At 61.9% G+C, this 22,391-nt stretch carries 22 protein-coding genes; 12 read left to right on the top strand and 10 right to left on the bottom strand.

Annotation, left to right across the window (positions count from 1 at the left end; translation table 11 throughout):
* Positions 1 to 2: 2 nt before the first annotated feature.
* From HJB91_RS21425 to fabD, 6 genes are all read right to left on the bottom strand, one after another.
* On the bottom strand, positions 3 to 890 hold the full coding sequence (locus HJB91_RS21425) for a YicC/YloC family endoribonuclease (protein WP_221155861.1): 888 nt from the start codon (positions 888 to 890) through the stop codon (positions 3 to 5).
* Positions 891 to 909: 19 nt separating this feature from the next.
* The gene (mltG, locus tag HJB91_RS21430) at positions 910 to 2,127 is read right to left on the bottom strand and encodes an endolytic transglycosylase MltG (RefSeq protein ID WP_210628434.1); all 1,218 of its coding nucleotides are present in this window, start codon (positions 2,125 to 2,127) and stop codon (positions 910 to 912) included.
* Between the two features lie 131 nt (positions 2,128 to 2,258).
* Positions 2,259 to 3,521, bottom strand: coding sequence for a beta-ketoacyl-ACP synthase II (gene fabF, locus HJB91_RS21435; protein WP_210628435.1), 1,263 nt, complete (start codon positions 3,519 to 3,521; stop codon positions 2,259 to 2,261).
* A 93-nt stretch (positions 3,522 to 3,614) separates the two neighbouring features.
* Positions 3,615 to 3,851: an acyl carrier protein gene (locus HJB91_RS21440; protein WP_003547058.1), complete on the bottom strand. Its 237-nt coding sequence runs from the start codon at positions 3,849 to 3,851 to the stop codon at positions 3,615 to 3,617.
* Between the two features lie 287 nt (positions 3,852 to 4,138).
* Positions 4,139 to 4,876, bottom strand: coding sequence for a 3-oxoacyl-[acyl-carrier-protein] reductase (gene fabG / locus HJB91_RS21445; protein ID WP_210628436.1), 738 nt, complete (start codon positions 4,874 to 4,876; stop codon positions 4,139 to 4,141).
* A 30-nt stretch (positions 4,877 to 4,906) separates the two neighbouring features.
* Positions 4,907 to 5,851, bottom strand: coding sequence for an ACP S-malonyltransferase (gene fabD, locus HJB91_RS21450; protein ID WP_210628437.1), 945 nt, complete (start codon positions 5,849 to 5,851; stop codon positions 4,907 to 4,909).
* A 201-nt stretch (positions 5,852 to 6,052) separates the two neighbouring features.
* Here fabD and HJB91_RS21455 point away from each other — a divergent pair, with 201 nt between their 5' ends.
* The 7 genes from HJB91_RS21455 (at position 6,053) to HJB91_RS21485 (ending at position 13,654) form a co-directional block, all read left to right on the top strand.
* On the top strand, positions 6,053 to 7,096 hold the full coding sequence (locus HJB91_RS21455) for an aldo/keto reductase (RefSeq protein WP_221147314.1): 1,044 nt from the start codon (positions 6,053 to 6,055) through the stop codon (positions 7,094 to 7,096).
* A gap of 192 nt (positions 7,097 to 7,288) precedes the next feature.
* The gene (locus HJB91_RS21460) at positions 7,289 to 9,064 is read left to right on the top strand and encodes an adenylate/guanylate cyclase domain-containing protein (protein WP_221123407.1); all 1,776 of its coding nucleotides are present in this window, start codon (positions 7,289 to 7,291) and stop codon (positions 9,062 to 9,064) included.
* A 255-nt stretch (positions 9,065 to 9,319) separates the two neighbouring features.
* Positions 9,320 to 9,778, top strand: a complete 459-nt coding sequence (gene rpsF, locus HJB91_RS21465; RefSeq protein WP_004680499.1) for a 30S ribosomal protein S6 — start codon at positions 9,320 to 9,322, stop codon at positions 9,776 to 9,778.
* Positions 9,779 to 9,790: 12 nt separating this feature from the next.
* Positions 9,791 to 10,039, top strand: a complete 249-nt coding sequence (gene rpsR, locus HJB91_RS21470) for a 30S ribosomal protein S18 (RefSeq protein ID WP_004680498.1) — start codon at positions 9,791 to 9,793, stop codon at positions 10,037 to 10,039.
* A 156-nt stretch (positions 10,040 to 10,195) separates the two neighbouring features.
* Entirely contained in the window at positions 10,196 to 11,182 is a 987-nt protein-coding gene (locus HJB91_RS21475; protein WP_210628440.1) for a DUF2232 domain-containing protein, read from the top strand.
* A 22-nt stretch (positions 11,183 to 11,204) separates the two neighbouring features.
* A complete protein-coding gene (gene rplI, locus HJB91_RS21480) occupies positions 11,205 to 11,783 on the top strand; it encodes a 50S ribosomal protein L9 (RefSeq protein WP_210628441.1) in 579 nt (192 codons plus the stop codon).
* 374 nt (positions 11,784 to 12,157) lie between these two features.
* Positions 12,158 to 13,654: a replicative DNA helicase gene (locus tag HJB91_RS21485; RefSeq protein WP_011424771.1), complete on the top strand. Its 1,497-nt coding sequence runs from the start codon at positions 12,158 to 12,160 to the stop codon at positions 13,652 to 13,654.
* 24 nt (positions 13,655 to 13,678) lie between these two features.
* Here the strand turns inward: HJB91_RS21485 and HJB91_RS21490 are convergent, their stop codons facing one another.
* The 3 genes from HJB91_RS21490 to HJB91_RS21500 all read right to left on the bottom strand — a co-directional run bounded on the left by HJB91_RS21490 (position 13,679) and on the right by HJB91_RS21500 (position 15,571).
* Entirely contained in the window at positions 13,679 to 13,981 is a 303-nt protein-coding gene (locus HJB91_RS21490) for an AzlD family protein (RefSeq protein ID WP_210628442.1), read from the bottom strand.
* Positions 13,978 to 14,682 carry an AzlC family ABC transporter permease gene (locus HJB91_RS21495; RefSeq protein ID WP_210628443.1) on the bottom strand — a complete coding sequence of 235 codons (705 nt, stop codon included), beginning with the start codon at positions 14,680 to 14,682 and terminating at the stop codon, positions 13,978 to 13,980. The genes HJB91_RS21490 and HJB91_RS21495 overlap by 4 nt, the downstream gene beginning before the upstream one ends.
* A gap of 67 nt (positions 14,683 to 14,749) precedes the next feature.
* A complete protein-coding gene (locus HJB91_RS21500) occupies positions 14,750 to 15,571 on the bottom strand; it encodes an AraC family transcriptional regulator (RefSeq protein WP_210628444.1) in 822 nt (273 codons plus the stop codon).
* A 190-nt stretch (positions 15,572 to 15,761) separates the two neighbouring features.
* On the opposite strand from HJB91_RS21500, the gene alr reads away from it, so the two are divergent.
* A complete protein-coding gene (gene alr / locus HJB91_RS21505) occupies positions 15,762 to 16,925 on the top strand; it encodes an alanine racemase (RefSeq protein WP_221123410.1) in 1,164 nt (387 codons plus the stop codon).
* Between the two features lie 9 nt (positions 16,926 to 16,934).
* Here alr and HJB91_RS21510 read toward each other — a convergent pair whose 3' ends face one another.
* Positions 16,935 to 17,570, bottom strand: a complete 636-nt coding sequence (locus tag HJB91_RS21510; RefSeq protein ID WP_221123425.1) for a LysE family translocator — start codon at positions 17,568 to 17,570, stop codon at positions 16,935 to 16,937.
* A 166-nt stretch (positions 17,571 to 17,736) separates the two neighbouring features.
* Between HJB91_RS21510 and radA the strand changes: the two genes are divergently transcribed.
* The 4 genes from radA to HJB91_RS21530 all read left to right on the top strand — a co-directional run bounded on the left by radA (position 17,737) and on the right by HJB91_RS21530 (position 22,383).
* Positions 17,737 to 19,137: a DNA repair protein RadA gene (radA, locus tag HJB91_RS21515; RefSeq protein WP_210628447.1), complete on the top strand. Its 1,401-nt coding sequence runs from the start codon at positions 17,737 to 17,739 to the stop codon at positions 19,135 to 19,137.
* A 90-nt stretch (positions 19,138 to 19,227) separates the two neighbouring features.
* Complete coding sequence (locus tag HJB91_RS21520; protein ID WP_221155862.1) at positions 19,228 to 19,842, top strand: CvpA family protein; 615 nt, start codon at positions 19,228 to 19,230, stop codon at positions 19,840 to 19,842.
* A 231-nt stretch (positions 19,843 to 20,073) separates the two neighbouring features.
* Positions 20,074 to 21,564 (top strand): amidophosphoribosyltransferase, encoded by a 1,491-nt coding sequence (gene purF, locus HJB91_RS21525; protein ID WP_221123411.1) that lies wholly within the window; start codon positions 20,074 to 20,076, stop codon positions 21,562 to 21,564.
* A gap of 78 nt (positions 21,565 to 21,642) precedes the next feature.
* Entirely contained in the window at positions 21,643 to 22,383 is a 741-nt protein-coding gene (locus HJB91_RS21530; protein WP_210628449.1) for an SDR family NAD(P)-dependent oxidoreductase, read from the top strand.
* The last annotated feature ends 8 nt before the right edge of the window (positions 22,384 to 22,391 follow it).

The raw sequence follows: 22,391 nt of genomic DNA on the forward strand, positions 1-22,391 counted from the left end.
TCCTACTCCAAATTCTGGACCTGCTCGCGGAACTGGTCGATCACGACTTTCAGTTCGATGCCGGCGGCAGTGACCGCCGAGGCATTCGACTTGGAGCAGATGGTATTCGATTCTCGGTTAAATTCCTGTGCAAGGAAGTCCAGCCGGCGCCCGGCAGGCCCGCCTTTCTCCAGGAGATCGCGCGCGGCGGCGATATGTGCCTTCAGGCGATCGATTTCTTCGCGCAGATCCGCCTTCGTCGCCAATAAAGCGGCCTCGGCGTGCAGCCGGTCACGGTCGAGGGCGGCCATGCCGTCCATCAGCAAGGCGACCTGTGCCGCAAGCCTAGCCGCGATCTCAGCCGGCGAACGTGAGGAATCCATCTCGATCGTCCGGGTCAGACCCTCGATCGTCGCGACGTGATCGAGAAGGATGCGGGAGAGCGCCGCCCCTTCCTGTGCGCGCATTGCCTTGAGATCGGCAAGCGCGGCGAGCAGGCCGGCAATAATTTCTGCGTCACGGGCGGCAAGCGCCTCCTCGCCATCCTCGCCTTCACGGAACTCCACGATGCCGCGCACGAGAAGCAGCGTATCGAGCTTCAACGGCGCAGGATCGATCACGTCAACCAGTTGCTCGCGCATGGCAAGCACGGCAGCGAGCGCCTCTTTGTTCAGCACCGCCTCGAAACGGTTCTCGTCGGCAGTGACCGATAGGGATGCCTGCAGGTTGCCGCGGCTGAAGGTTTCGCCGGCAAGGCGGCGGACCTCCGCCTCCATGCGTTCGAGGCCGGGCGGCAGGCGCAGGCGCAGGTCGAAACCCTTGCCATTCACCGAGCGCAGCTCCCATGCCCAGCGCCAGCGGCCGCTCGATCCCTCGCGCCGCGCAAAACCGGTCATGGACTGCAAAGCCATCCGAGCCTCCCGAAAACTGTCAATTGATCTTCTTTTTCTTCGGCGGCACGACAGTCGCGCCGTTGTCGCCCGGCTGCTCTTCCGGCTGGCCGTCGACGGCGATGTTCGGATCCGAACCCTTGTCGGCCTCGAGCTTGCGCCAGCGCTTGACGTTGGCATTGTGCTCCTCGAGCGTCGCGGCAAAGACGTGGCCGCCGGTGCCGTCGGCGACGAAATAGAGATCCTGGGTCTTCCAAGGGTTGGCAACGGCTTCCAGCGCATCCTTGCCGGGATTGGCGATCGGCGTCGGCGGCAGGCCCTTGATGACATAGGTATTGTAAGGCGTGTCCCGCTTCAGGTCCGACTGGTAGATCGGCCGGTCGGCTGGTTTTCCCTGCCCACCGAACAGCCCATAGATGATCGTCGGATCCGACTGCAGACGCATGCCCTTGCCAAGCCGGTTCAGGAAAACGGAGGCGACATGGGCACGTTCGTCTGGAATACCGGTCTCCTTTTCGACGATCGAAGCGAGGGTCACGAATTCCTCTTTGGATCGCAGCGGCAGCGAGGCGTCGCGCTTATCCCAGATCTGATCGACGAGCTTCTGCTGCGCAGCCGCCATTTGCTCGATGATTTCCGAGCGCTTGGTGCCGCGCGAGAATTTGTAGGTGTCCGGACGCAGGCTGCCTTCTGCCGGCAACGCGGCCGGCAGGTCGCCCTCCAGGACCGGATCCTGCAGCATGCGGTCGAACATCTGGCGGACCGTCAGGCCTTCCGGAAAGGACACCGAATAGAGGATGGACTTGCCCGATTTCAGCAGCTCCATGATATCGCTCATGGAGGCTCTCGCCTTGATCTCATATTCGCCGGCCTTCAGGCTCTCGCCGGCGGAAAGATGAGTCGCCGTCAGATATCGGAAAATACGGGCGTCGGAGATGATCGCGTTGCGCTCGAGGTTCGTGGCGATTTCCGCCAGACCCGCACCGTTGCGGACGATGAAATTGGTGTTGGTCTGCAGCGGGCCCGGGCTCTGATAGGTCGAGGTCGCGTAGTAGAAGCCGATGACGGCGAGGACGCAGACCAGCACCGTCATTGTCATGATGAAGTTCAGGAAAAGAACGATCTGGCTGCGGGCGTTCCTGGAGCGTTTCGGCGGCTCCGGAACACGTTCCGGACGCAGGGCTTCGCTCGGCGACTTCGGGATGATCGGTCCCTTCTGCGCCTGGGTGTCGTTGCTCTGGTTCGTCGTATCGCTCACCGGCAATCCTCTATAACTCAGCCCTCATTCCGCTATTTCGCGAAGCAATGCGGCAAAAGCAGGTTCTGCCGCCGTTCAACGAAGCCGCTGCCGGTCGTTGTGCTTTCACCCGGCCTGCTACGACGGTACCCTTATTGTGCGTATCGGCGCAGCACGAGCGATGCATTTGTGCCACCGAATCCGAACGAGTTGGACAGCGCCACATTGATTTCTCGCTCACGCGCCTTGTGCGGAACAAGATCGATCGCCGTTTCGCGTTCGGGATTGTCGAGATTGAGCGTCGGCGGCGCGATATTGTCACGGATGGCAAGTGTCGCGAAGATCGCCTCGATCGCGCCGGCAGCACCGAGAAGGTGTCCCGTCGCCGACTTGGTCGAGGACATGGAGATCTTCGACGCCGCGTTGCCGACCAGGCGCTCGACCGCGCCGAGCTCGATCGTGTCGGCCATGGTCGAAGTACCGTGGGCGTTGATGTAATCGATGTCGGCCGGCGTCAGCCCGGCGCGCTTCAGCGCCATCGCCATGCAGCGGCCGGCACCCTCGCCGTCTTCGGAAGGCGCGGTAATGTGATAGGCGTCACCCGATAGGCCGTAGCCGACGATCTCGGCGTAGATCTTGGCGCCGCGGGCTGTGGCATGCTCCAGCTCTTCGAGCACGACGATGCCGGCGCCCTCGCCCATGACGAAGCCGTCGCGATCGCGGTCATAGGGGCGCGAAGCCTTCTGCGGCTCGTCATTGTGCTGGGTCGACAGCGCCTTGCAGGCGGCAAATCCCGCCAGCGAAATGCGGCTGACGGGAGATTCCGTGCCGCCGGCGACCATGACGTCGGCGTCACCAAGCGCGATCAGCCGCGCGGCATCGCCGATCGCATGCGCGCCCGTCGAGCAGGCGGTGACGACCGAATGATTGGGTCCGCGCAGCTTGTGGCGGATTGAAACCTGGCCGGAAACGAGGTTGATCAGGCGGCCGGGAATGAAGAAGGGGGAGATGCGGCGCGGGCCCTTGTCACGCAAGGTGTAACCCGCCTCGACGATGCCTTCGATGCCGCCGATGCCGGAGCCGATCAACACGCCGGTGGCAATCTGATCCTCATCGGTTTCGGGATGCCAGCCGGCATCGGCGAGCGCCATATCGGCGGCGGCCATGCCGAAGATGATGAAGGGATCGACTTTGCGCTGCTCCTTCGGCTCCATCCACTGATCGGCACTGAAGGTGCCGTCGGTACCGTCACCGATCGGGATACGGCAGGCGATCTTGGCGGGAAGGTCGTCGACTTCGAATTCGGTTACCAGACGAGCGCCGTTCTGGCCGGCAAGCAGCCGCGACCACGCCACCTCAGTTCCGCATCCCAAGGGTGATACCATGCCGGTACCGGTGATGACGACACGTCTCATCGCGTGCTTTCCCCCGTCTCTTATGTTCTATGGAGAAATATGCCGAAAAGAAAAGGGCGGACTCCAGGCCCGCCCTTTCTCAAATATATAGGATCAGGCCTGGGCCTTCTCAATAAACTTCACTGCATCGCCGACCGTCAGGATCGAGTCGGCAGCGTCGTCAGGAATTTCGACGCCGAATTCTTCTTCGAATGCCATGACAAGTTCGACCGTGTCGAGCGAGTCAGCGCCCAGATCGTCGATAAAGCTGGCGCTCTCGACGACCTTGTCGGCATCAACGCCAAGATGATCAATAACAATTTTCTTTACGCGTTCTGCGATATCGCTCATGTCGGTTTCCTCGACCTTATGTCCTGATCGGAATGCCGTTGCGGCATCCCTACCCTGTTTCAGCCTGCGATGTTTTCAGACATCCTCGGCAAACTCGTTCACCCGGCTTCAGAGATGTCCCAGGCTTGCGAAAAGCCCGCCGGTCCGTCTGCTTTCTCGGGACGACTGTTCACAGTCATTGGCCCGCTTAACATGGTTTAAGCCTGCCGCAAAGCCAGAAAATCAACGCTTCGTGATTGCTCAACATGCTATTGCGGGAAATATCCCCGTGCCAACAGTTTGTCGTTTCAGATCATCGCCATGCCGCCGTTTACGTGCAGCGTCTGGCCTGTCATGTAGGCGGCTTCGGAGGATGCAAGGTAGGCAACAGCCGAAGCGACCTCGCCGCCGGTGCCCATGCGCTTCATCGGGATCGCCCCCATAATCGCTTCCTTCTGCTTGTCGTTCAGCTTGCCGGTCATGGCGCTTTCGATGAAGCCGGGCGCGACGCAGTTGACCGTCACGTTACGGGTGGCAATTTCCTGCGCCAAGGACTTGGTGAAACCGATCATGCCAGCCTTGGAGGCGCAGTAATTGGCCTGGCCCGGATTGCCGGTGACGCCGACGACGGAGGTGATGTTGATGATACGGCCATAGCGGCGGCGCATCATCGGATGCGTCAACTCGCGCGTCAGGCGGAAGGTCGCCGTCAGATTGATCTCGATAACCGCATCCCAGTCCTCGTCGCTCATGCGCACGAACAGGCCGTCCTTCGTGATGCCGGCATTGTTGACGAGGATATCGACACCTTCGAGCTCGGCCTCGGCCTTCTGGCCGAGCGCCTTCACCTCGTCACGGTCCGACAAGTTGGCCGGGAAGATCTTCACGCGCTCGCCGAGCTCGGCCGCCAGCGCTTCCAGCTTCTCGACACGGGTGCCGTGCAGACCGACGATGGCGCCCTGCTTATGAAGAAGGCGAGCGATTTCCTCGCCGATACCGCCCGATGCGCCGGTGACGAGAGCCTTGCGGCCGGAAAGATCGAACATGGAAAGGTTCCTTATATCTGGAGATATCAATCAGGCCATGAGGGCGGCGACGGTCGTGTCGATATCCGAGGGACCATTGACCGAGACGCCGTTGATTGTCTTGTCGATGCGGCGGGCAAGGCCGGTCAGCACTTTGCCGGAACCGAGCTCGTAAAGCGTCGTGACGCCGTTTGCGGCGAACCATTCCACCGTCTCGCGCCAGCGGACCTGGCCGGTCACCTGCTCGACCAGGAGGCTGGCGATCTCGTCGGCGCCGGTCACCGGCGCGGCGCGGACATTGGCGATCAGCGGCACGACCGGATCGGACTTGGCGACCGTTACCAGCGCCGCGCGCATGGCCTCGGCCGCAGGCGCCATCAGCTTGGAATGGAAGGGAGCGGAGACCGGCAGCAGGATGGCGCGCTTGGCGCCCTTGTCGGTCGCAAGCCCGGCGGCCTTTTCGACAGCTGCCTTCTCGCCCGAGATGACGATCTGGCCGCCGCCATTGTCGTTGGCGATCTGGCAGGCGCCGATGGCGGCCGCCTCCTCGCAGGCGGCAACGACATCGGCATGTTCGAGGCCGATGATCGCGGCCATGGCGCCGACGCCGACGGGGACGGCCGCCTGCATGGCATTGCCGCGAATACGCAGCAGCCGCGCCGTATCGGCGAGCGAAAAAGTGCCGGCGGCGCAGAGTGCCGAATATTCGCCGAGCGAGTGGCCGGCGACGTAGGCAACATTGGACTTCAGATCCAGCCCCCTGGCCTGCAGAACACGGACGACGGCGATCGATACCGCCATCAGCGCCGGCTGGGCGTTCGCCGTCAAGGTCAACGTGTCCTCAGGCCCGTTGAACATGACATCGGAAAGCTTTTCACCAAGTGCCTCGTCAACCTCTTCGAAAACGGCGCGGGCTTCGGCGAAATTCTCGGCGAGATCCTTGCCCATGCCGACGGCCTGGCTGCCCTGGCCGGGAAAAGTGAAAGCGATGGTCATGTTCATGTCCCTGACTGTGCCCCTCAAGGCTGTTTTGCCTCCAATTGACATTCTTTCCGGCAGAGTCAAGTGGCGCGCCATTCTCCGCAAAGCCTTTCGCGCCCGCGCAAAAGCCCGGATTTTGCTCTTGCGCTCCGTCAAATCCGGCCTAGATTTGCCCAGACCCTTCCAAGGCTTCCCTCTCTCTCCCAAGGTTTTTCCATGAAGTACAATTCCCTAGGCCGAACCGACATTTCCGTCTCAGAAATCTGCCTCGGCACCATGACCTGGGGCTCGCAGAACAGCGAAGCCGACGCTCATGCGCAGATGGACTACGCCGTCGAGAAGGGCGTGAATTTCTTCGATACCGCCGAACTCTACCCAACCACACCGGTTTCGCCCGAAACACAGGGCTGGACCGAAGACTATATCGGCAGCTGGTTCAGCAAATCGGGCAAGCGTCGAAATATCGTGCTTGCGACCAAGGTCGCCGGCCGCGGCCGCGATTATCTACGCGGCGGCGAAGGCGCGGATGCAAAGAACATCCGCCAGGCGCTCGAGGCCAGCCTGAAACGGCTGAGGACGGATTACGTCGACCTCTACCAGATCCACTGGCCGAACCGCGGCCATTTCCACTTCCGTCAGAACTGGAGCTACAATCCCTTCACCCAAGATCGAGACAAGGCTGTCGCCAATATGGTCGAGATCCTGGAAACACTGGGCGCGCTGGTGAAGGAAGGCAAGATTCGCGCGATCGGCCTTTCGAACGAAACCACCTGGGGCATCCAGAAATATCTGACGCTCTCAGAACAGAAGGGTCTGCCGCGCGTCGCCAGCGTACAGAACGAGTACAATCTGCTCTACCGCCATTTCGACCTCGATCTCGCCGAACTCTCGCATCACGAGGATGTCGGGCTGCTTGCCTATTCGCCGCTCGCCGGCGGTATCCTGACCGGCAAATATGTCGATGGTCTGAGACCGAAGGGTTCGCGCGCGTCGATCAACCCCGATATCGGCGGCCGGTTGCAGCCGCTGCAGGAGCCGGCGACCAAGGCCTATGTGGCGCTCGCAGCCCGGTACGGCCTCAATCCGACAGCCATGGCGCTTGCCTTCTGCCGATCAAGGCCCTTCATGACGTCGGTCATCATCGGCGCGACGTCGATGGAGCAGCTCGATACTGACCTGAGTTCCGTCAATCTCAAGCTGTCGATCGAGGTTTTGGCTGAAATCGAAAAGGTTCACCGCCAGTACCCGATGCCGATGTGAGGCAAACGGACATCCCACAATCGATGCGGCCATTCGTGGTCGGATCCGCTCCCGGCGGAGCGTACATCGCCTGGCCCTCGCACCACGCACTGCAACGACGAGGTCACGCTCCGGAGGCGATTTCGCTTCTCCGTTCTCGGCATTTCAGCTAGATTTATATAGTGCCGGCAGCGCCGCAGGAGCGCTCACCCCGTGGAACGAAAGCTCGCAGTGATACTTGCCGGCGACGTTGCCGGTTACAGTCGCCTTGTTGCAGCCAACGAGGAAGACGCCCTTGCGACACTCAGTGTCTATGGCGCCACCATCGGTGATCTGGTGCGCGAGCATGGCGGGCGGATTTTCGGCAGCGCCGGAGATAGCATGGTCGCCGAATTCCACAGCGCAGTGCAAGGCGTCCGTGCAGCCGTCGCGATCCAGCGCGCCCTCCATCGCCGAAATGCGGACCTGCCTGTGGATCGACGCATGGAGTTCCGCCTTGGGCTCAACCTCGGCGATGTCGTCGTCTCCGGAGATAACTTGCTTGGCGACGGCGTGAACGTCGCCGCCCGCCTTCAAGAAGTGGCGCTGCCTTCAGGTATCTGTGTTTCCGGTGCTTTGCGGGAGCAGATCGAGGGCAAGCTGGACTTTCCGCTCGTGTCGATGGGCGATCGCACACTGAAAAACATTCCCCGCCCGGTGCCCGTGCATCGGGTTGACTGGAGCCGCGAGGACCCTGTTGAAGCGGGGGTGCTCGGCGGACCACTCAGACTGCCTGACAAACCCTCGATCGCCGTATTACCCTTCGTCAACATGTCCGATGACCCGGAGCAGGAGTTCTTCGCCGATGGCTTGACCGAAGACATCATCACGGCGCTCTCGCTTTATCGCTGGTTTTTCGTCATCGCTCAGAACTCGTCCTTTGTGTTTAAGGGGCGCGCGGTTGATGTGAAGCAAATCGGGCGCGATCTCGGCGTGCGCTATATCGTAGAAGGCAGCGTGCGCAGGGTCGGGATGCGTATTCGCGTCACAGGCCAGCTGATCGAGGCGGAAAGCGGCGTGCACCTCTGGGCACAACGCTACGACCGTGAAATCGCCGATATCTTCGCCATTCAGGACGAACTTACCCAAAACGTCGTCGGTGCCATCGAGCCTGAAATCCTTATCGGCGAAAGCCGCCGTGCGTTGCTGCGAACCACGGACAACCTCGATGCCTACGAGAGCCACATGCGCGGCACCTGGCTGCATAACGCACAGGATACGGCCGAGCATTTCAGCGAGGCCATCATCTGGCATCGGCGAGCCATCGAACTCGATCCCAGCTTTGCGCGCGCCCACATGATGTTGGCCCGCTCGCTCTACGCCCGCTGTCTCCGCGGCTTCAGCGACGACGTCGACAGGGACAGTACTGAACTTCGCCTCGAGGCAGAACGTGCTGTGGCGCTCGACCCGCGCGATCCCTACTCTCATTATGTTATGTGCCTCGGCCATTTTGCGGCTCATAACGCTCCAGCCGCGGTCGAGGCGTCCCAGCAGGCGATCGATCTCAACCCCAATTTTGCACTCGCGCACATGGCGCTCGGATGGGCTCGCATTTTCGCCGGCCATTTCGCCGAAGCCTGCGACCCGCTGCACATGGCCCTGCGGCTTAGTCCGCATGACCCCTTTACCTATCTCTTTTTCGACCGACTAGCGTTGTCCCATTACCATCTCGGCAACTACGAGGAGGCTACTCACTATTCCGAACGCGGACTGTCGCTCCGCCGTGCTTATTTCAACCGACTCGTGCTCCTCGCGAGTCTAGGACAGCTCGATCGCCACGACGAAGCGCGGCGGCTAATACCGGAAATTCTAGCACACGCACCGACGGACCTCGAACACTACTGGAAGTTTCTGACACCCTATGTCGCCACCAACCACTACGACCATTTCGTCGACGGTTTACGCAAAGCAGGACTACCTTTGTTGAACTCGCCGCGAGAACAATGCTGACTGTCCCTTGCGTTTCGCGCAAAAATCCGTATAAGCCGCGCTGTTCGTTAACCCGGTCTTCTGGCTGGTGGCTGAACGGAGGGCCGGTTTCCGCTTGGAAATCGTTCGGAACGGAAGCGTTCCAGCCTCCCGTGTCTCCGCTCTCGACCGTCTCGGAAACGCTTTTCTTGCCTGGGCCCGCCCAATCAGGAGCAGTCGTTGAGGCTTAGCCGCCGAATATCGGGTTGAACCAAACGCAAGAAAGGCAAAGCTGTCATGGCTCTTTATGAACATGTATTCCTTGCCCGGCAGGATATTTCCGCTCAGCAGGTCGATGCCCTCGTAGAACAGTACAAGGGTGTGATCGAAGCTAACGGCGGCAAGGTCGGGCGCATCGAAAACTGGGGCCTCAAGTCCCTCACCTATCGCATCAAGAAGAACCGCAAGGCACACTACGCCCTGATGGACATCGATGCACCGGCAGCAGCGATCCAGGAAATGGAACGTCAGATGCGCATCAGCGAAGACGTTCTTCGCTACATGACCATCGCCGTCGAAAAGCACGAAGAAGGCCCGTCTGCCATGCTGCAGAAGCGCGACCGCGACGATCGCGGCCCGCGCGAAGGTGGCGATCGTGGCCCGCGTCGCGAATTCGGCGACCGTCCGCCGCGCCGCGACGGCGATTTCCAGCGTGGCCCGCGTCCGGACCGCGCTCCCCGCGAAGACCGTGCATAAGGAGATATAAGAATGTCTGAAGCTTCCTCCGCACCGGTCCGTCGTCCGTTCCATCGCCGCCGCAAGACCTGCCCGTTCTCCGGCGCAAACGCACCGCGGATCGACTACAAGGACGTACGTCTGCTGCAGCGCTACATTTCCGAGCGCGGCAAGATCGTTCCGTCCCGCATCACGGCCGTTTCCCAGAAGAAGCAGCGCGAACTCGCCCAGGCGATCAAGCGCGCGCGTTTCCTCGGCCTGCTGCCTTACGTCGTCGCCTGATCGGCCGATGTGATGACATTTAAGGGAAGGCATTCGTGCCTTCCCTTCTCCCTTTCGCGATGGGCGCGGATCGGAATTCTTAAAACCCATGTTGAGACGTTTCTGAATTCGATTCAGCAACAGCCTCTAACTGCTTGATGAAGCAGGACAGCGACCTTGAAACGACCGGATCTTAAAACGCTGCTGATCGGCGCACTCGCCGGATTGACCGCCGCCCTGCTGGTGTTGGGCGCGAGCATGCAGCCGTCGTTTTTCAGCGCGCTGCTCTACACGGCCTCGGCGCTGCCGATCCTGATCGTCGGGCTTGGCTGGGGCAATGCCGCCGCGATTTCGGCCGTCGTCATGGGAGCGGCGCTTGGTGCGGTCCTCATCTCCCCGTCTTTCGCGCTCATCATGACGCTGGTGACGCTGCTGCCGGCCGGCTGGCTGAGCCATCTCGCCAATCTCGCGCGTCCCGCCTCCGAACTCGGCGGCCCCGACCATCTGCTTGCCTGGTATCCGCTCTCCGATATCCTGCTGCATCTGTGCGGACTGGTGACGCTTGCCGTCATCGTCATCGGCGTGATGATCGGCTATGGGCCTGATATCACCGACCCGATCGTCGATCTGCTGATCACCTCGGTCAAACAGCAGCAGCCGGAATTCATGCCCGATCCGGCGGCAACCGCGCAGACCAAATCGCTTATCCTGCTGATGCTGCCGGCCGTGCAGGGCGGCATGTGGGTCAGCATGCTGTTTGCCGCCTATTATTTCGCCGTGCGCATCGTCGCCGCATCCGGCCGGGGCCTTCGGCCGCGCGAGGATATTCCTTCGTCGCTGCGCATGAACCGCAATTCGATCTTCATCTTTCTGGCCGGGCTTGCTGCCTGCTTCTTCGGCGGCGTTCCAGCGCTCGTCGGCGCGACCGTGATCGGCACCTTCGGCGCCGGTTTCATGCTCTCCGGCTTCGCCTCGCTGCATTTCCGCACACGTGGAAAGGACTGGCGCATACCGGCCCTCATCCTCTGCTACCTGGCTTCGATGCTCATGCTGCTGCCAGCTCTCCTCATCCTCGTCCTGGGTCTCAGCGATACGCGCAAGGCGATCGCGCTCACCCCGGCGAAAGATGCCGATACCTCCAAACAATCCGACACGAAAATCTGAGACACAAGAAAGGAACAAGAAAATGGAAGTCATCCTTCTCGAACGCATCTCCAAGCTCGGCCAGATGGGCGAAACCGTAAAGGTTCGCGACGGCTTTGCCCGCAACTACCTGCTGCCGCTCGGCAAGGCGCTGCGCGCCAATGCCGCCAACAAGGCTCGCTTCGAATCCGAGCGCGCGACGCTCGAAGCCCGTAACCTCGAGCGCAAGTCGGAAGCCCAGAAGGTCGCCGACGTTCTCGACGGCAAGTCCTTCATCGTCGTACGCTCCGCCGGCGAAACCGGCCAGCTTTACGGCTCGGTCGCTGCCCGCGACGTTATCGAAGTTCTCGCCGCGGAAGGCTTCAACATCGGCCGCAACCAGGTTCACCTCAACACGCCGATCAAGGCGATCGGCCTGCACAAGGTCGAGCTGCAGCTGCATGCCGAAGTCGAAATCAACATCGAGCTGAACGTTGCCCGTTCTGCCGAAGAGGCAGAGCGTCAGGCCAAGGGCGAAGAACTCACCTCGGTCGACGCGATCTACGGTGTTGACGAAGACGCACTGCGTCCGGAAGATTTCTTCGATCCGGAAGCCGACGGCCTCGACGAAGACGAAGCATAATTCTCGACGGACAGTCCGCGAGAGGGAGAGCCCGGCCACCGCGCCGGGCTTTTTCTTTTCCGTGCGTTCCGGGTTCGCGCAGCCGTCGGTCGCCTTTTTAGCGGGGGATACCCGGATGTTTTTGCTGCGTGCCCGATGCCATCGGGCTAACATATCCTTCTCCGGAACGGATGAGCTGAGTCGGCTCCGTACCGTGTCCTGCGGGTGACACTGCCAGTATTTCTGAATTGTGTCGCCCGGGACTGTGGAGAAGTCGAACAATGGGCACAGCGTTCAGGATTTAAGTGAGACGAGCCCCGCTCCTGTCGCAGCCCCTTGATTTTCTCCATCCGGAATTGCAAATCCGGAGTTGGAAAAAGACAGAACGGATGATGATGAACGACGCCGCTCGAAAGATTGCAGCCGTTGCTCCGTCGGAGCAGCATTACCGCGAAGCACCCAACAATATCGAAGCCGAGCAGGCGCTTCTCGGCGCCATCCTGATGAACAACGACGCCTATTACCGGGTGTCGGATTTTCTGAAGCCGATCCACCTCTACGAACCGCTGCACCGGAAGATCTTCGAGGTCGCCGGCGACATCATCCGCATGGGCAAGATCGCCAATCCGGTAACGATCAAGACCTTCCTGAAGGCCGACGAGAAAGTCGGCGACATGACGGTTTCGCAATATCTGGCGAGCCTTGTCAGTAATGCAGTCACCGTTATCAACGCCGAGGATTACGGCCGGGCGATCTACGACCTCGCGCTGCGGCGGGCGCTGATCACCATCGGCGAAGACGTCGTCAACATCGCCTATGACGCGCCGCTCGACATGCCGCCGCAGTCGCAGATCGAGGATACCGAGCGCCGGCTGTTCGAGCTCGCCGAAAATGGCCGCTACGATGGCGGCTTCCAGTCCTTCAACGACGCCGTGGCGCTGGCGATCGACATGGCGGCCGTCGCCAAGGAACGCGACGGCGGCCTTTCCGGAATTTCCACCGGCATCCATTCGCTCGATGCCAAGATGGGCGGCCTGCAGCGTTCGGACTTGATCATCCTCGCCGGACGCCCCGGCATGGGCAAGACTTCGCTTGCGACCAACATTGCCTATAACATCGCTGCCGCCTATGAGGGCGAGGTGCAGCCGGACGGCAGCATGAAAGCCAAGAACGGCGGCGTCGTCGGCTTCTACTCGCTCGAAATGTCGTCCGAACAGCTCGCCACCCGTATCATCTCCGAGCAGACGGAAGTCTCCTCCTCGAAGATCCGTCGCGGCGACATCAACGATGCCGATTTCGAAAAGCTCGTCGCCTGCTCGATGATGATGCAGAAGGTGCCGCTCTATATCGACCAGACCGGCGGCATCTCCATCGCCCAGCTTTCAGCGCGGGCGCGCCGCCTCAAGCGCCAGCGCGGCCTCGACGTGCTCGTGGTCGACTACGTGCAGCTGATGACCGGCTCCGGCAAGTCAAGCGACAACCGCGTCCAGGAAATCACCCAGATCACCACCGGCCTCAAGGCGCTCGGCAAGGAGCTCAACGTTCCGATCATCGCGCTGTCGCAGCTGTCGCGTCAGGTCGAAAGCCGCGACGACAAGCGCCCGCAGCTCTCCGATCTTCGTGAATCCGGCTCGATCGAGCAGGACGCCGACGTCGTGCTCTTCGTGTTCCGCGAGGAATATTACGTCAAGAACCAGGAGCCGCGCGATCCTCATGATCCCAAATACCCGGAATGGGAAGCGCTGTTCGACAAGGTGAAGGGCACGGCCGACGTCATCATCGCCAAGCAGCGTCACGGACCGACGGGCACGGTGAAGCTCGCGTTCCAGGCGGAATTCACGCGCTTCGCCGATCTCGCAGATCCTTCCTTCATACAATACGAGGAACATTAACGCGGTTTCCCGCGTCGATTTTCTTCAGAGCCCTGCGGCCCGCAATAATGCAACCGTCGCGACGCCGACCACGACGGTCGCAAGCATCGGCAGGCGGCGTGCGGCGATTGCCGTTGCCGCGCAGGCCAGCGTCTCCGCCCAGCCGGTCGCAAAGGCGGTCGGGGCGATGACGGCCATCAGCACGGCCGGCGGAATGGCCTCGATCGCCGTTGTCCGGCGCTCGTCGGTCTCGACATGCCGGATCAGGATGAGGCCGCTGACGCGGGTGAAGACGGTTGCGGCAGCCATCGTGAGGATGGCGATAAAGGTGTTGAGGTCGAGCGTCATGCCGCCTGCTCCCGCGCCCTGCCCTGCCAGAGGGCCATTGCCAGACCGGCCAGCGCACCAGCGGCGATATACCAGACGCTCGGGACGAAATGGTGGACAGCAACGGAAGCGGCACCGCTTGCAGCAAGGACTGCGCCGGTTTCAGGCCCCTTCCAGAAGCCCATGACGAGCACGACGAAAACGGCCGGAAAGGCGAAGTCGAGGCCGATGACGGCAGGATTGCCGAGAAAGGCGCCGAGCAGTGCGCCTGTCAGCGAAGAGCCGACCCAGGTGAGGTAAAAGGGCATGACGATTCCGGCATACCAGGCGGGTGTCAGCTTCGTGCTGCCGGCCCGGAATTCCGCCATGGCCCAGAGCTCGTCGGCGAGGAAGAGCATGGCGATATAACGTTTGACACCGGTGAAGCACTGCATCTTCGTGCCGATCGACGCGCTCATCAGCACATGGCGGATATTGACGAGCAGGGCGGCGAAGCCGACGCTGACCCAGCTTGCCGGATGCGTCCAGATGTCCATCGCCACGAATTGCGAACCGCCTGCGAAAACAAGCGCGCTCATCAGTGTCGTTTCCAGCGGCGAAAGGCCCTTGGTGGCGGCGACCGCGCCGAAGACGAGACCGATCGGCAAGACGGCGATAACAAGCGGAAAAATGGCACGCATTCCGGCGAGAAATTCGCTGGATGGCCGGCTGTGCTGCAACATGGCAATCTCCTGATCAAGATCGCGGAGGATTAGCCCAGCCCACCATGGCTGTATTGAACGAAAGTGATCAGCCCAGGCGGAATTGGCCGGGGGTTACCCCCGTGCGCGCCTTGAAATGCCGGGTGAAATGCGCCTGATCGGCAAAACCGCATTCAAGCGCGATATCGGCCGGCATGTGCCCCTGCCGCAGCAGCCGGCGGGCCACCTGCACGCGCCGATCCGTCAGAAATGCGTGCGGCGTGATATGATATTCCTTGCGGAAGGCGCGGATGAGATGAGCGCGGCTCAATCCCGCCACGCCCGCCAGCTCCTCAAGGCCGACATCGCTTTCGAAATTCTCGACCAGGTATTCGCGGGCGCGGGCGACGGCGCTTCGCTCCTGCGTATCGACAGGCACGACAATCGTGCTGCCGTGACGCGCAAAGATCGCTGCCAGCACCGAGAACATGCCTTCATCGGCCTCCAGCGCCCCCGCGCCCCTTTCGAGCGTGCGATGGGCGGCATGAAAGGCATTGGCGAGCTCAGGATCGCGTGGAAGCGCGCCGGCGAAGGACGGCGTCGCGTGGAAGGCCTTGCCAGTGACATCCTCCAGAATATCGACGAACAGCTTCATGTCGGGATAGACCATACGGTAACGGTAGCCTTCACCGCCCGGGGCGCCGTCATGGATGACACCGGGATCGATCAGATAAAGATCGCCCGGCCCGGTTTCCTCCCGCCTGCCGCTGAGGGTGGCAATCTGAGTGCCACTTTCGATCGCGCCGATGCTGAAGGTATCGTGCGCATGCGGCGCATACTCATGCGTGAGAAAGGTGGCGCTCAGGCACTCCATGCCGCGGAAACGGGTATCCCGCCAGAAGCGGGCCGATTCCACATTGGCAAGCGGCATGGCCTCCGCGGCCTCTTTCTGGGATACGTTGTGCATCCGCTAAGATTAGCGCGGAAGCTGGTAGGCGTCTTGAACAAAAGTGATCGGACAAGAGGCAAAGGGTGGTATGTGGACTGCCTGCGCTTTCCCTTGACCACAATCGTCTTTAGACTGGTTCGGGTGGTTACCTTCCATTTCTTCACGGCGATTCATGACAGATTTTCCCATCCCATTCGAAGACGACGATCTTTTCGCTTCCGCAGGACTGCGGCTGACGGTCGACCTGACCGCGCTGACGGAGAACTGGCGCGACATGGCGCGCCGCTCGGGCGCAGCGCGCGCCGCCGCGGTCGTTAAGGCGGATGCCTACGGCATGGGCATCGAGGATGCCGGCGAAGCGCTCTACTTGGCGGGCGCCCGGGATTTTTTCGTCGCGACCGTCGACGAGGGCGTGACGCTTCGCCTCTATGCGCCGGAGGCGCGCATCTTCGTGCTCTCGGGCATATGGCCGGGAGCCGAACGGCGCTTCTTCGAGAACGATCTTGTGCCAGTGATTTCGTCCGACGAACAACTCGCCTTCTGGATGGCAGTGCTTGCCGATTATGGCGATTATCCCTGCGCGCTGCATGTCGATACCGGCTTCAATCGGCTGGGGCTGCGCATCGACGACGCCATTGCCCTTGCCGACGACGTCTCGCGGCCGGCCAGCTTTGCGCCGGTGCTGGTCATGAGCCACCTCGCCTGCGGCGACGATCCCAGCCATGCCATGAACCGGCAGCAACTCGAATCATTCCGTAGGGTTGCGGCCGCGTATGAAGGCATCGATTCAAGCCTTGCCGCCTCGGCCGGCATCTTTCTCGGCGCAGACTATCACTTCGACCTGACTCGTCCCGGCATTTCGCTCTATGGCGGCGAGGCGGTCTGCGGCATGGCCAACCCGATGCGGCCGGTTGCCACCGCGGAAGCGCGCGTCATCCAGGTTCGCACCGTCGAGGCCGGCGAGACCGTCAGCTACGGGCGAGCGCTGCAGCTTCGCCGTGAAAGCCGGCTGGCGATCGTGTCCGCAGGTTATGCCGATGGTTATATGCGCAGCCAGTCGAGCGGCGGCGTACCGCTGCGCCAGGTGGTGCCGCAGGGCGGGCAAGGCTTCATTGCCGGACACAAGGTGCCGGTCGCGGGCCGGATCACCATGGACCTGACGATCTTCGATATCACCGACCTGCCGGAGAACGCCGTGCGCGCCGGCGATTATGTCGAGCTGTTCGGAACGAACATGCCCCTCGACGACGTGGCGCGGGCGGCGGGCACGATTGGCTACGAGATCCTCACCAGCATGGGGCTGCGCCACGAACGGCGCTACGTCGCCGAGGAATAGGCCTCGCTGTCATCGACTGCTGAGGGCAAGACGCACACCGAGCGCCACGAAAAACGCGCCGAGGCTGCGATCGAGCCATCGTCGGATTTTAGCATTACGCCTGAGCGCATCGGCAAGGCGTCCTCCGAGGAGCACGAGCGGCGGTTCAATGAAGGCGGCGACGGCGATGATGAGTCCGCCATGCAGCATCAGTTGGGCCCATGCCGGCCCTGCCCCCTCGGCAACGAATTGCGGCAGGAATGCCAGGAAGAATATCGCCACTTTCGGATTGAGCAGCGACACCAGGATTCCTTGCCGATAGATCCTTGCGGCCGGGATTTCCTCACCAGTGGCATTGATCAGGCCACCGTCGCCGCTGGCGCGCAGAGCTTGAATGCCCAGCCAGACGAGATAAACGGCACCGAGCCATTTGACCGCAGAGAATGCCAAGGCAGAGGCGGCAAGCACCGCGGAAAGGCCCAATGCCGCCATCAGAACATGCAGGCAGGCGCCTGACCAGACGCCGAACAATGCGGAAAAACCGGCGCTTTTCCCGCCTCTCATCGTATGGCCAAGGATGAAGGCGATGTCTGGGCCTGGCGAGAGGTTCAGCAAAACCGCCGCCGACAGAAATGCAAGCCAATGCGCGAACGAATAGTCGAACATCTTCCACCGTTCCTGATGATCACAGGCGAAAAGCATAGGCACGGCGAAGGCTGATGGGGAAATCATTAGTTTTGATCCATCGCGATAGCCATTATCTCGAGCACGACAATGATTCGATGAAGCATTCGATGGCTTCATTTGTGGAACGCGACTGAAAGAAAGATTGATGGCGAAGGCCAAGACACAATTCATCTGCCAGAATTGCGGCGCGGTTCACAACCGCTGGGCCGGCAAATGCGACAATTGCGGCGAGTGGAACACCATCGTCGAGGAGGACCCGATGGGCGGCATCGGCTCCGGTCCCGGCAAGACGCCGAAGAAGGGCCGGCCGGTGACGCTGACGGCGCTGTCGGGCGAGATCGAGGAGGCGCCGCGCATCCATACCGCCATGTCGGAGCTCGACCGGGCGCTCGGCGGCGGTTTCGTGCGCGGCTCGGCGGTGCTGATCGGCGGCGATCCCGGCATCGGCAAATCGACGCTGCTGATGCAGGCGGCCGCCGCCCTGGCGCGGCGCGGCCACAAGATCATCTATGTCTCCGGCGAGGAGGCGGTGGCGCAGGTCCGGCTGCGGGCGCAGCGGCTTGCCGCGGCCGATACCGATGTGATGCTGGCGGCCGAAACCAATGTCGAGGATATTCTGGCGACGCTTGCCGAGGGCAAACGGCCGGATCTCGTCATCATCGATTCGATCCAGACGCTGTGGAGCGAACTTGCCGACTCCGCACCGGGAACGGTGACGCAGGTGCGCACCGGCGTGCAGTCGATGATCCGTTTCGCCAAACAGACGGGAGCCGCCATGGTGCTCGTCGGGCATGTGACCAAGGACGGGCAGATCGCCGGGCCGCGCGTCGTCGAGCACATGGTCGATGCCGTGCTCTATTTCGAAGGCGATCGCGGCCACCACTACCGCATCCTGCGCACGGTGAAGAACCGCTTCGGACCCACCGATGAGATCGGTGTCTTCGAAATGTCTGACAAAGGCTTACGCGAAGTCGCCAATCCCTCCGAGCTCTTCCTCGGCGAGCGCAACGAAAAATCCCCCGGTGCTGCGGTCTTTGCCGGCATGGAGGGCACCCGTCCGGTGCTCGTCGAGGTGCAGGCGCTGGTGGCGCCGACCTCGCTCGGCACGCCGCGGCGGGCCGTGGTTGGATGGGATTCGGCCCGGCTGTCGATGATCCTGGCGGTGCTGGAGGCTCATTGCGGCGTCAGGCTCGGCCAGCACGACGTTTATCTCAATATCGCCGGCGGCTACCGCATCTCCGAACCGGCGGCCGATCTCGCCGTCGCCTCGGCGCTGGTTTCCTCGCTTGCTGGTATTGCCCTTCCTGCCGATTGCGTCTATTTCGGCGAAGTCAGCCTGTCGGGCGCCATCCGGCCGGTTGCGCACACTGCCCAGCGCCTCAAGGAAGCCGAGAAGCTGGGCTTTTCCGCAGCGCTGCTTCCTTCCGCCTCCGCCGAGCTGCCGAAGGGATCCGGCGGACGATGGAGCGAGGTCGAAAGCCTGCCGGATCTGGTGGCGCGCATCGCCGGGTCGAAGGGAGCGCTGCGTGTGGAAGACGAGGTTTGATCCTTTCATTGCCGGGAATGGTGATGATATAGGAGGCACACGATAAGGCGCGACTCGGCCGCCGAGCGGCAGTCCTGGAGTTGAATTTACATGCCCATTACGATTTTCGACGGTATTGTCATCGGCGTCGTGCTCTTCTCCGCCGTGCTGGCGATGGTCCGCGGCTTTTCGCGGGAGATCCTTTCGATCGCGAGCTGGGGCGGTTCGGCCGCCGCCGCCTATTACCTCTATCCCTACCTGCTCCCCTATGCGAAGAAATATACCGATGACGACCGCATCGCGATCGCCGGTTCGGCAGCCGTCGTCTTCCTGATCGCGCTCATCGTCATTTCCTTCATCACCATGAAGATCGCCGATTTCATCATCGACAGCCGCATCGGCGCTCTCGACCGCACCCTCGGCTTCCTGTTCGGCGCGGCCCGCGGCCTGCTGCTGATGGTCGTCGCCGTCGCCTTCTGGAACTGGCTGGTCGATGTCGAACACCGGCCGGCCTGGGTCAACGAGGCCAAGTCGAAGCCCTTCCTGGACTCTATGGTCGTGAAGCTGAAGGCGGTGCTGCCGGAGCAGTTTGCCCAGATGATACAGGCAAGCTTCCGTGATAAGATGCAGCCGGCACAGGGCAGCGAAGGCGCCACGCCGCCGGCGGCCGATCAAGCGCCGGCGGAAGACGCGCCTGCAGGCAGCGCGCAGCAGCCGGCGAATTGACGCAGTGTTCAAGAGCTTGACCCGCCGTCCGGCAATTGCCATTTGAGCGGGACGTAAAGTTAAGGTCCGGCCGGGCATTCCAGCTCCGCCGGGCCTCAGCCGTTTCAGAGCCGGAAAACGAGCTTTGAAAGCAAATGTCGTTCAGCATGACGTTATCGGAAAGCTGCCAGGTTTCCGGTATATGATATTGGAAATGCCGATCCATTCTTGTGAGAGCAGAGGCCCGCAGAAATGAACCAGTCCCATTCCTTCCCAATCGACGATCCGCTCGACGGAGATACGCTGCATGAAGAATGCGGTGTTTTCGGAATTCTGGGCCATCCCGATGCCGCAGCTCTCACGGCTCTCGGGCTGCATGCCCTGCAGCACCGCGGACAGGAGGCAGCCGGCATCGTCTCCTTCGACGGCAAGCGCTTCTATCAGGAGCGTCATATGGGCCTGGTCGGCGATCACTATACCAATCCGATGACGCTGGCCCGCCTGCCCGGCAGCATAGCGATCGGCCACACGCGCTATTCGACGACAGGCGAAGTGGCGATGCGCAACGTGCAGCCGCTTTTTGCCGAACTGGAGGAAGGCGGCATCGCCATTGCCCATAACGGCAATTTCACCAATGGCCTGACGCTGCGCCGCCAGATCATCGCAACTGGCGCCATCTGTCAATCGACGTCCGATACCGAGGTCGTCCTGCATCTCATCGCCCGGTCGCGCCATGCTTCGACATCCGACCGGTTCATCGACGCCATCCGCCAAATGGAAGGCGGCTATTCGATGCTTGCCATGACCCGCACCAAGCTGATTGCCGCACGCGACCCCACCGGCATCCGCCCGCTTGTCATGGGCGAACTCGACGGCAAGCCGATCTTCTGCTCGGAAACCTGCGCGCTGGACATCATCGGCGCCAAGTTCATCCGCGACGTGGAAAACGGCGAGGTCATCATCTGCGAAATCCAGGCTGACGGCTCGATCAGCGTCGATGCCCGCAAGCCCAGCAAGCCGCAACCGGAGCGTCTCTGCCTGTTCGAATATGTCTATTTCGCCCGTCCGGATTCGGTCGTCGGCGGCCGCAACGTCTATACGACGCGCAAGAACATGGGCATGAACCTCGCCAAGGAATCGCCTGTCGATGCCGATGTCGTCGTGCCGGTGCCGGATGGCGGCACGCCCGCGGCTCTCGGCTATGCGCAGGAAAGCGGCATCCCGTTCGAATACGGCATCATCCGCAACCACTATGTCGGCCGCACCTTCATCGAGCCGACGCAGCAGATCCGCGCCTTCGGCGTCAAGCTGAAGCATTCCGCCAACCGGGCGATGATCGAAGGCAAGCGCGTGGTACTGGTCGACGATTCCATCGTGCGCGGTACTACGTCGCTGAAGATCGTACAGATGATCCGCGAGGCCGGTGCGCGCGAAGTCCATATCCGCGTCGCCAGTCCGATGATCTTTTTCCCGGATTTCTACGGAATCGATACGCCCGACGCCGACAAGCTGCTCGCCAATCAGTATGCCGACGTCGAAGCCATGGCCAAATATATCGGTGCGGATTCGCTTGCCTTCCTGTCGATCAACGGGCTTTACCGCGCCGTCGGCGGCGAGGACCGCAACCCGGCCCGCCCGCAGTTCACCGACCACTACTTCACCGGTGACTATCCGACCCGGCTGCTCGACAAGAACGGCGAATCCATGGGCAACAAGCTTTCGATGCTTGCCAGCAACGGCTGAGCCGCTGCCGCTTTGACTTTCGCTTCCGAGGGGCCTATTGCGCCCCTCACCTTCGCAAGCAAATCCGGAACCGGGCAGATGAACATCAATCTTGAGGGCAGGATCGCACTCGTCACCGGTGCGTCGCGCGGCATCGGCTACTTCACAGCCCTGGAGCTTGCCAAAGCTGGCGCCCATGTCATTGCCTGCGCGCGCACGGTCGGCGGACTGGAGGATCTCGACGATGCGATCAAAGCCGTCGGCGGCAGTGCGACCCTCGTGCCCTTCGACCTTGCCGACATGAACGCGATCGACGCGCTCGGCGGCTCGATCTTCGAGCGCTGGGGCAAGCTCGACATCCTCGTCGCCAATGCCGGCGTGCTCGGCGTCATCTCGCCGATCGGCCATATCGAAGCGAAGGTGTTCGAGAAGGTGATGACCATCAACGTGACGGCGACATGGCGGCTGATCCGCTCGGTCGATCCGCTGCTCGCCCGCTCGGATGCCGGCCGCGCCGTGATCCTCTCCTCGGGCGCGGCCCACAAGTGCAGGCCCTTCTGGGGCGCCTATTCCGCCTCCAAGGCCGCTGTCGAGGCACTGGCCCGGACATGGGCCGGCGAGAGCCAATCGACGCCGCTGCGCATCACCAGCGTCGATCCGGGCGCCACCCGCACGGCGATGCGGGCGCAGGCCGTGCCGGGCGAAGATGCGCAGACGCTGCCGCATCCTTCCGAGGTCGCCAAGGCGATCCTGCCGTTGCTCGGTCCGGGCGTGACAGAGACGGGCAAGCTGTTCATCGTGCGCGAGAACAAGCTCGTCGACTACCGCCTGCCGGAATAAACGGACGC

The organism is Rhizobium sp. NLR10b, assembly GCF_019685435.1.
In the GTDB taxonomy this organism is placed as follows: domain Bacteria; phylum Pseudomonadota; class Alphaproteobacteria; order Rhizobiales; family Rhizobiaceae; genus Rhizobium.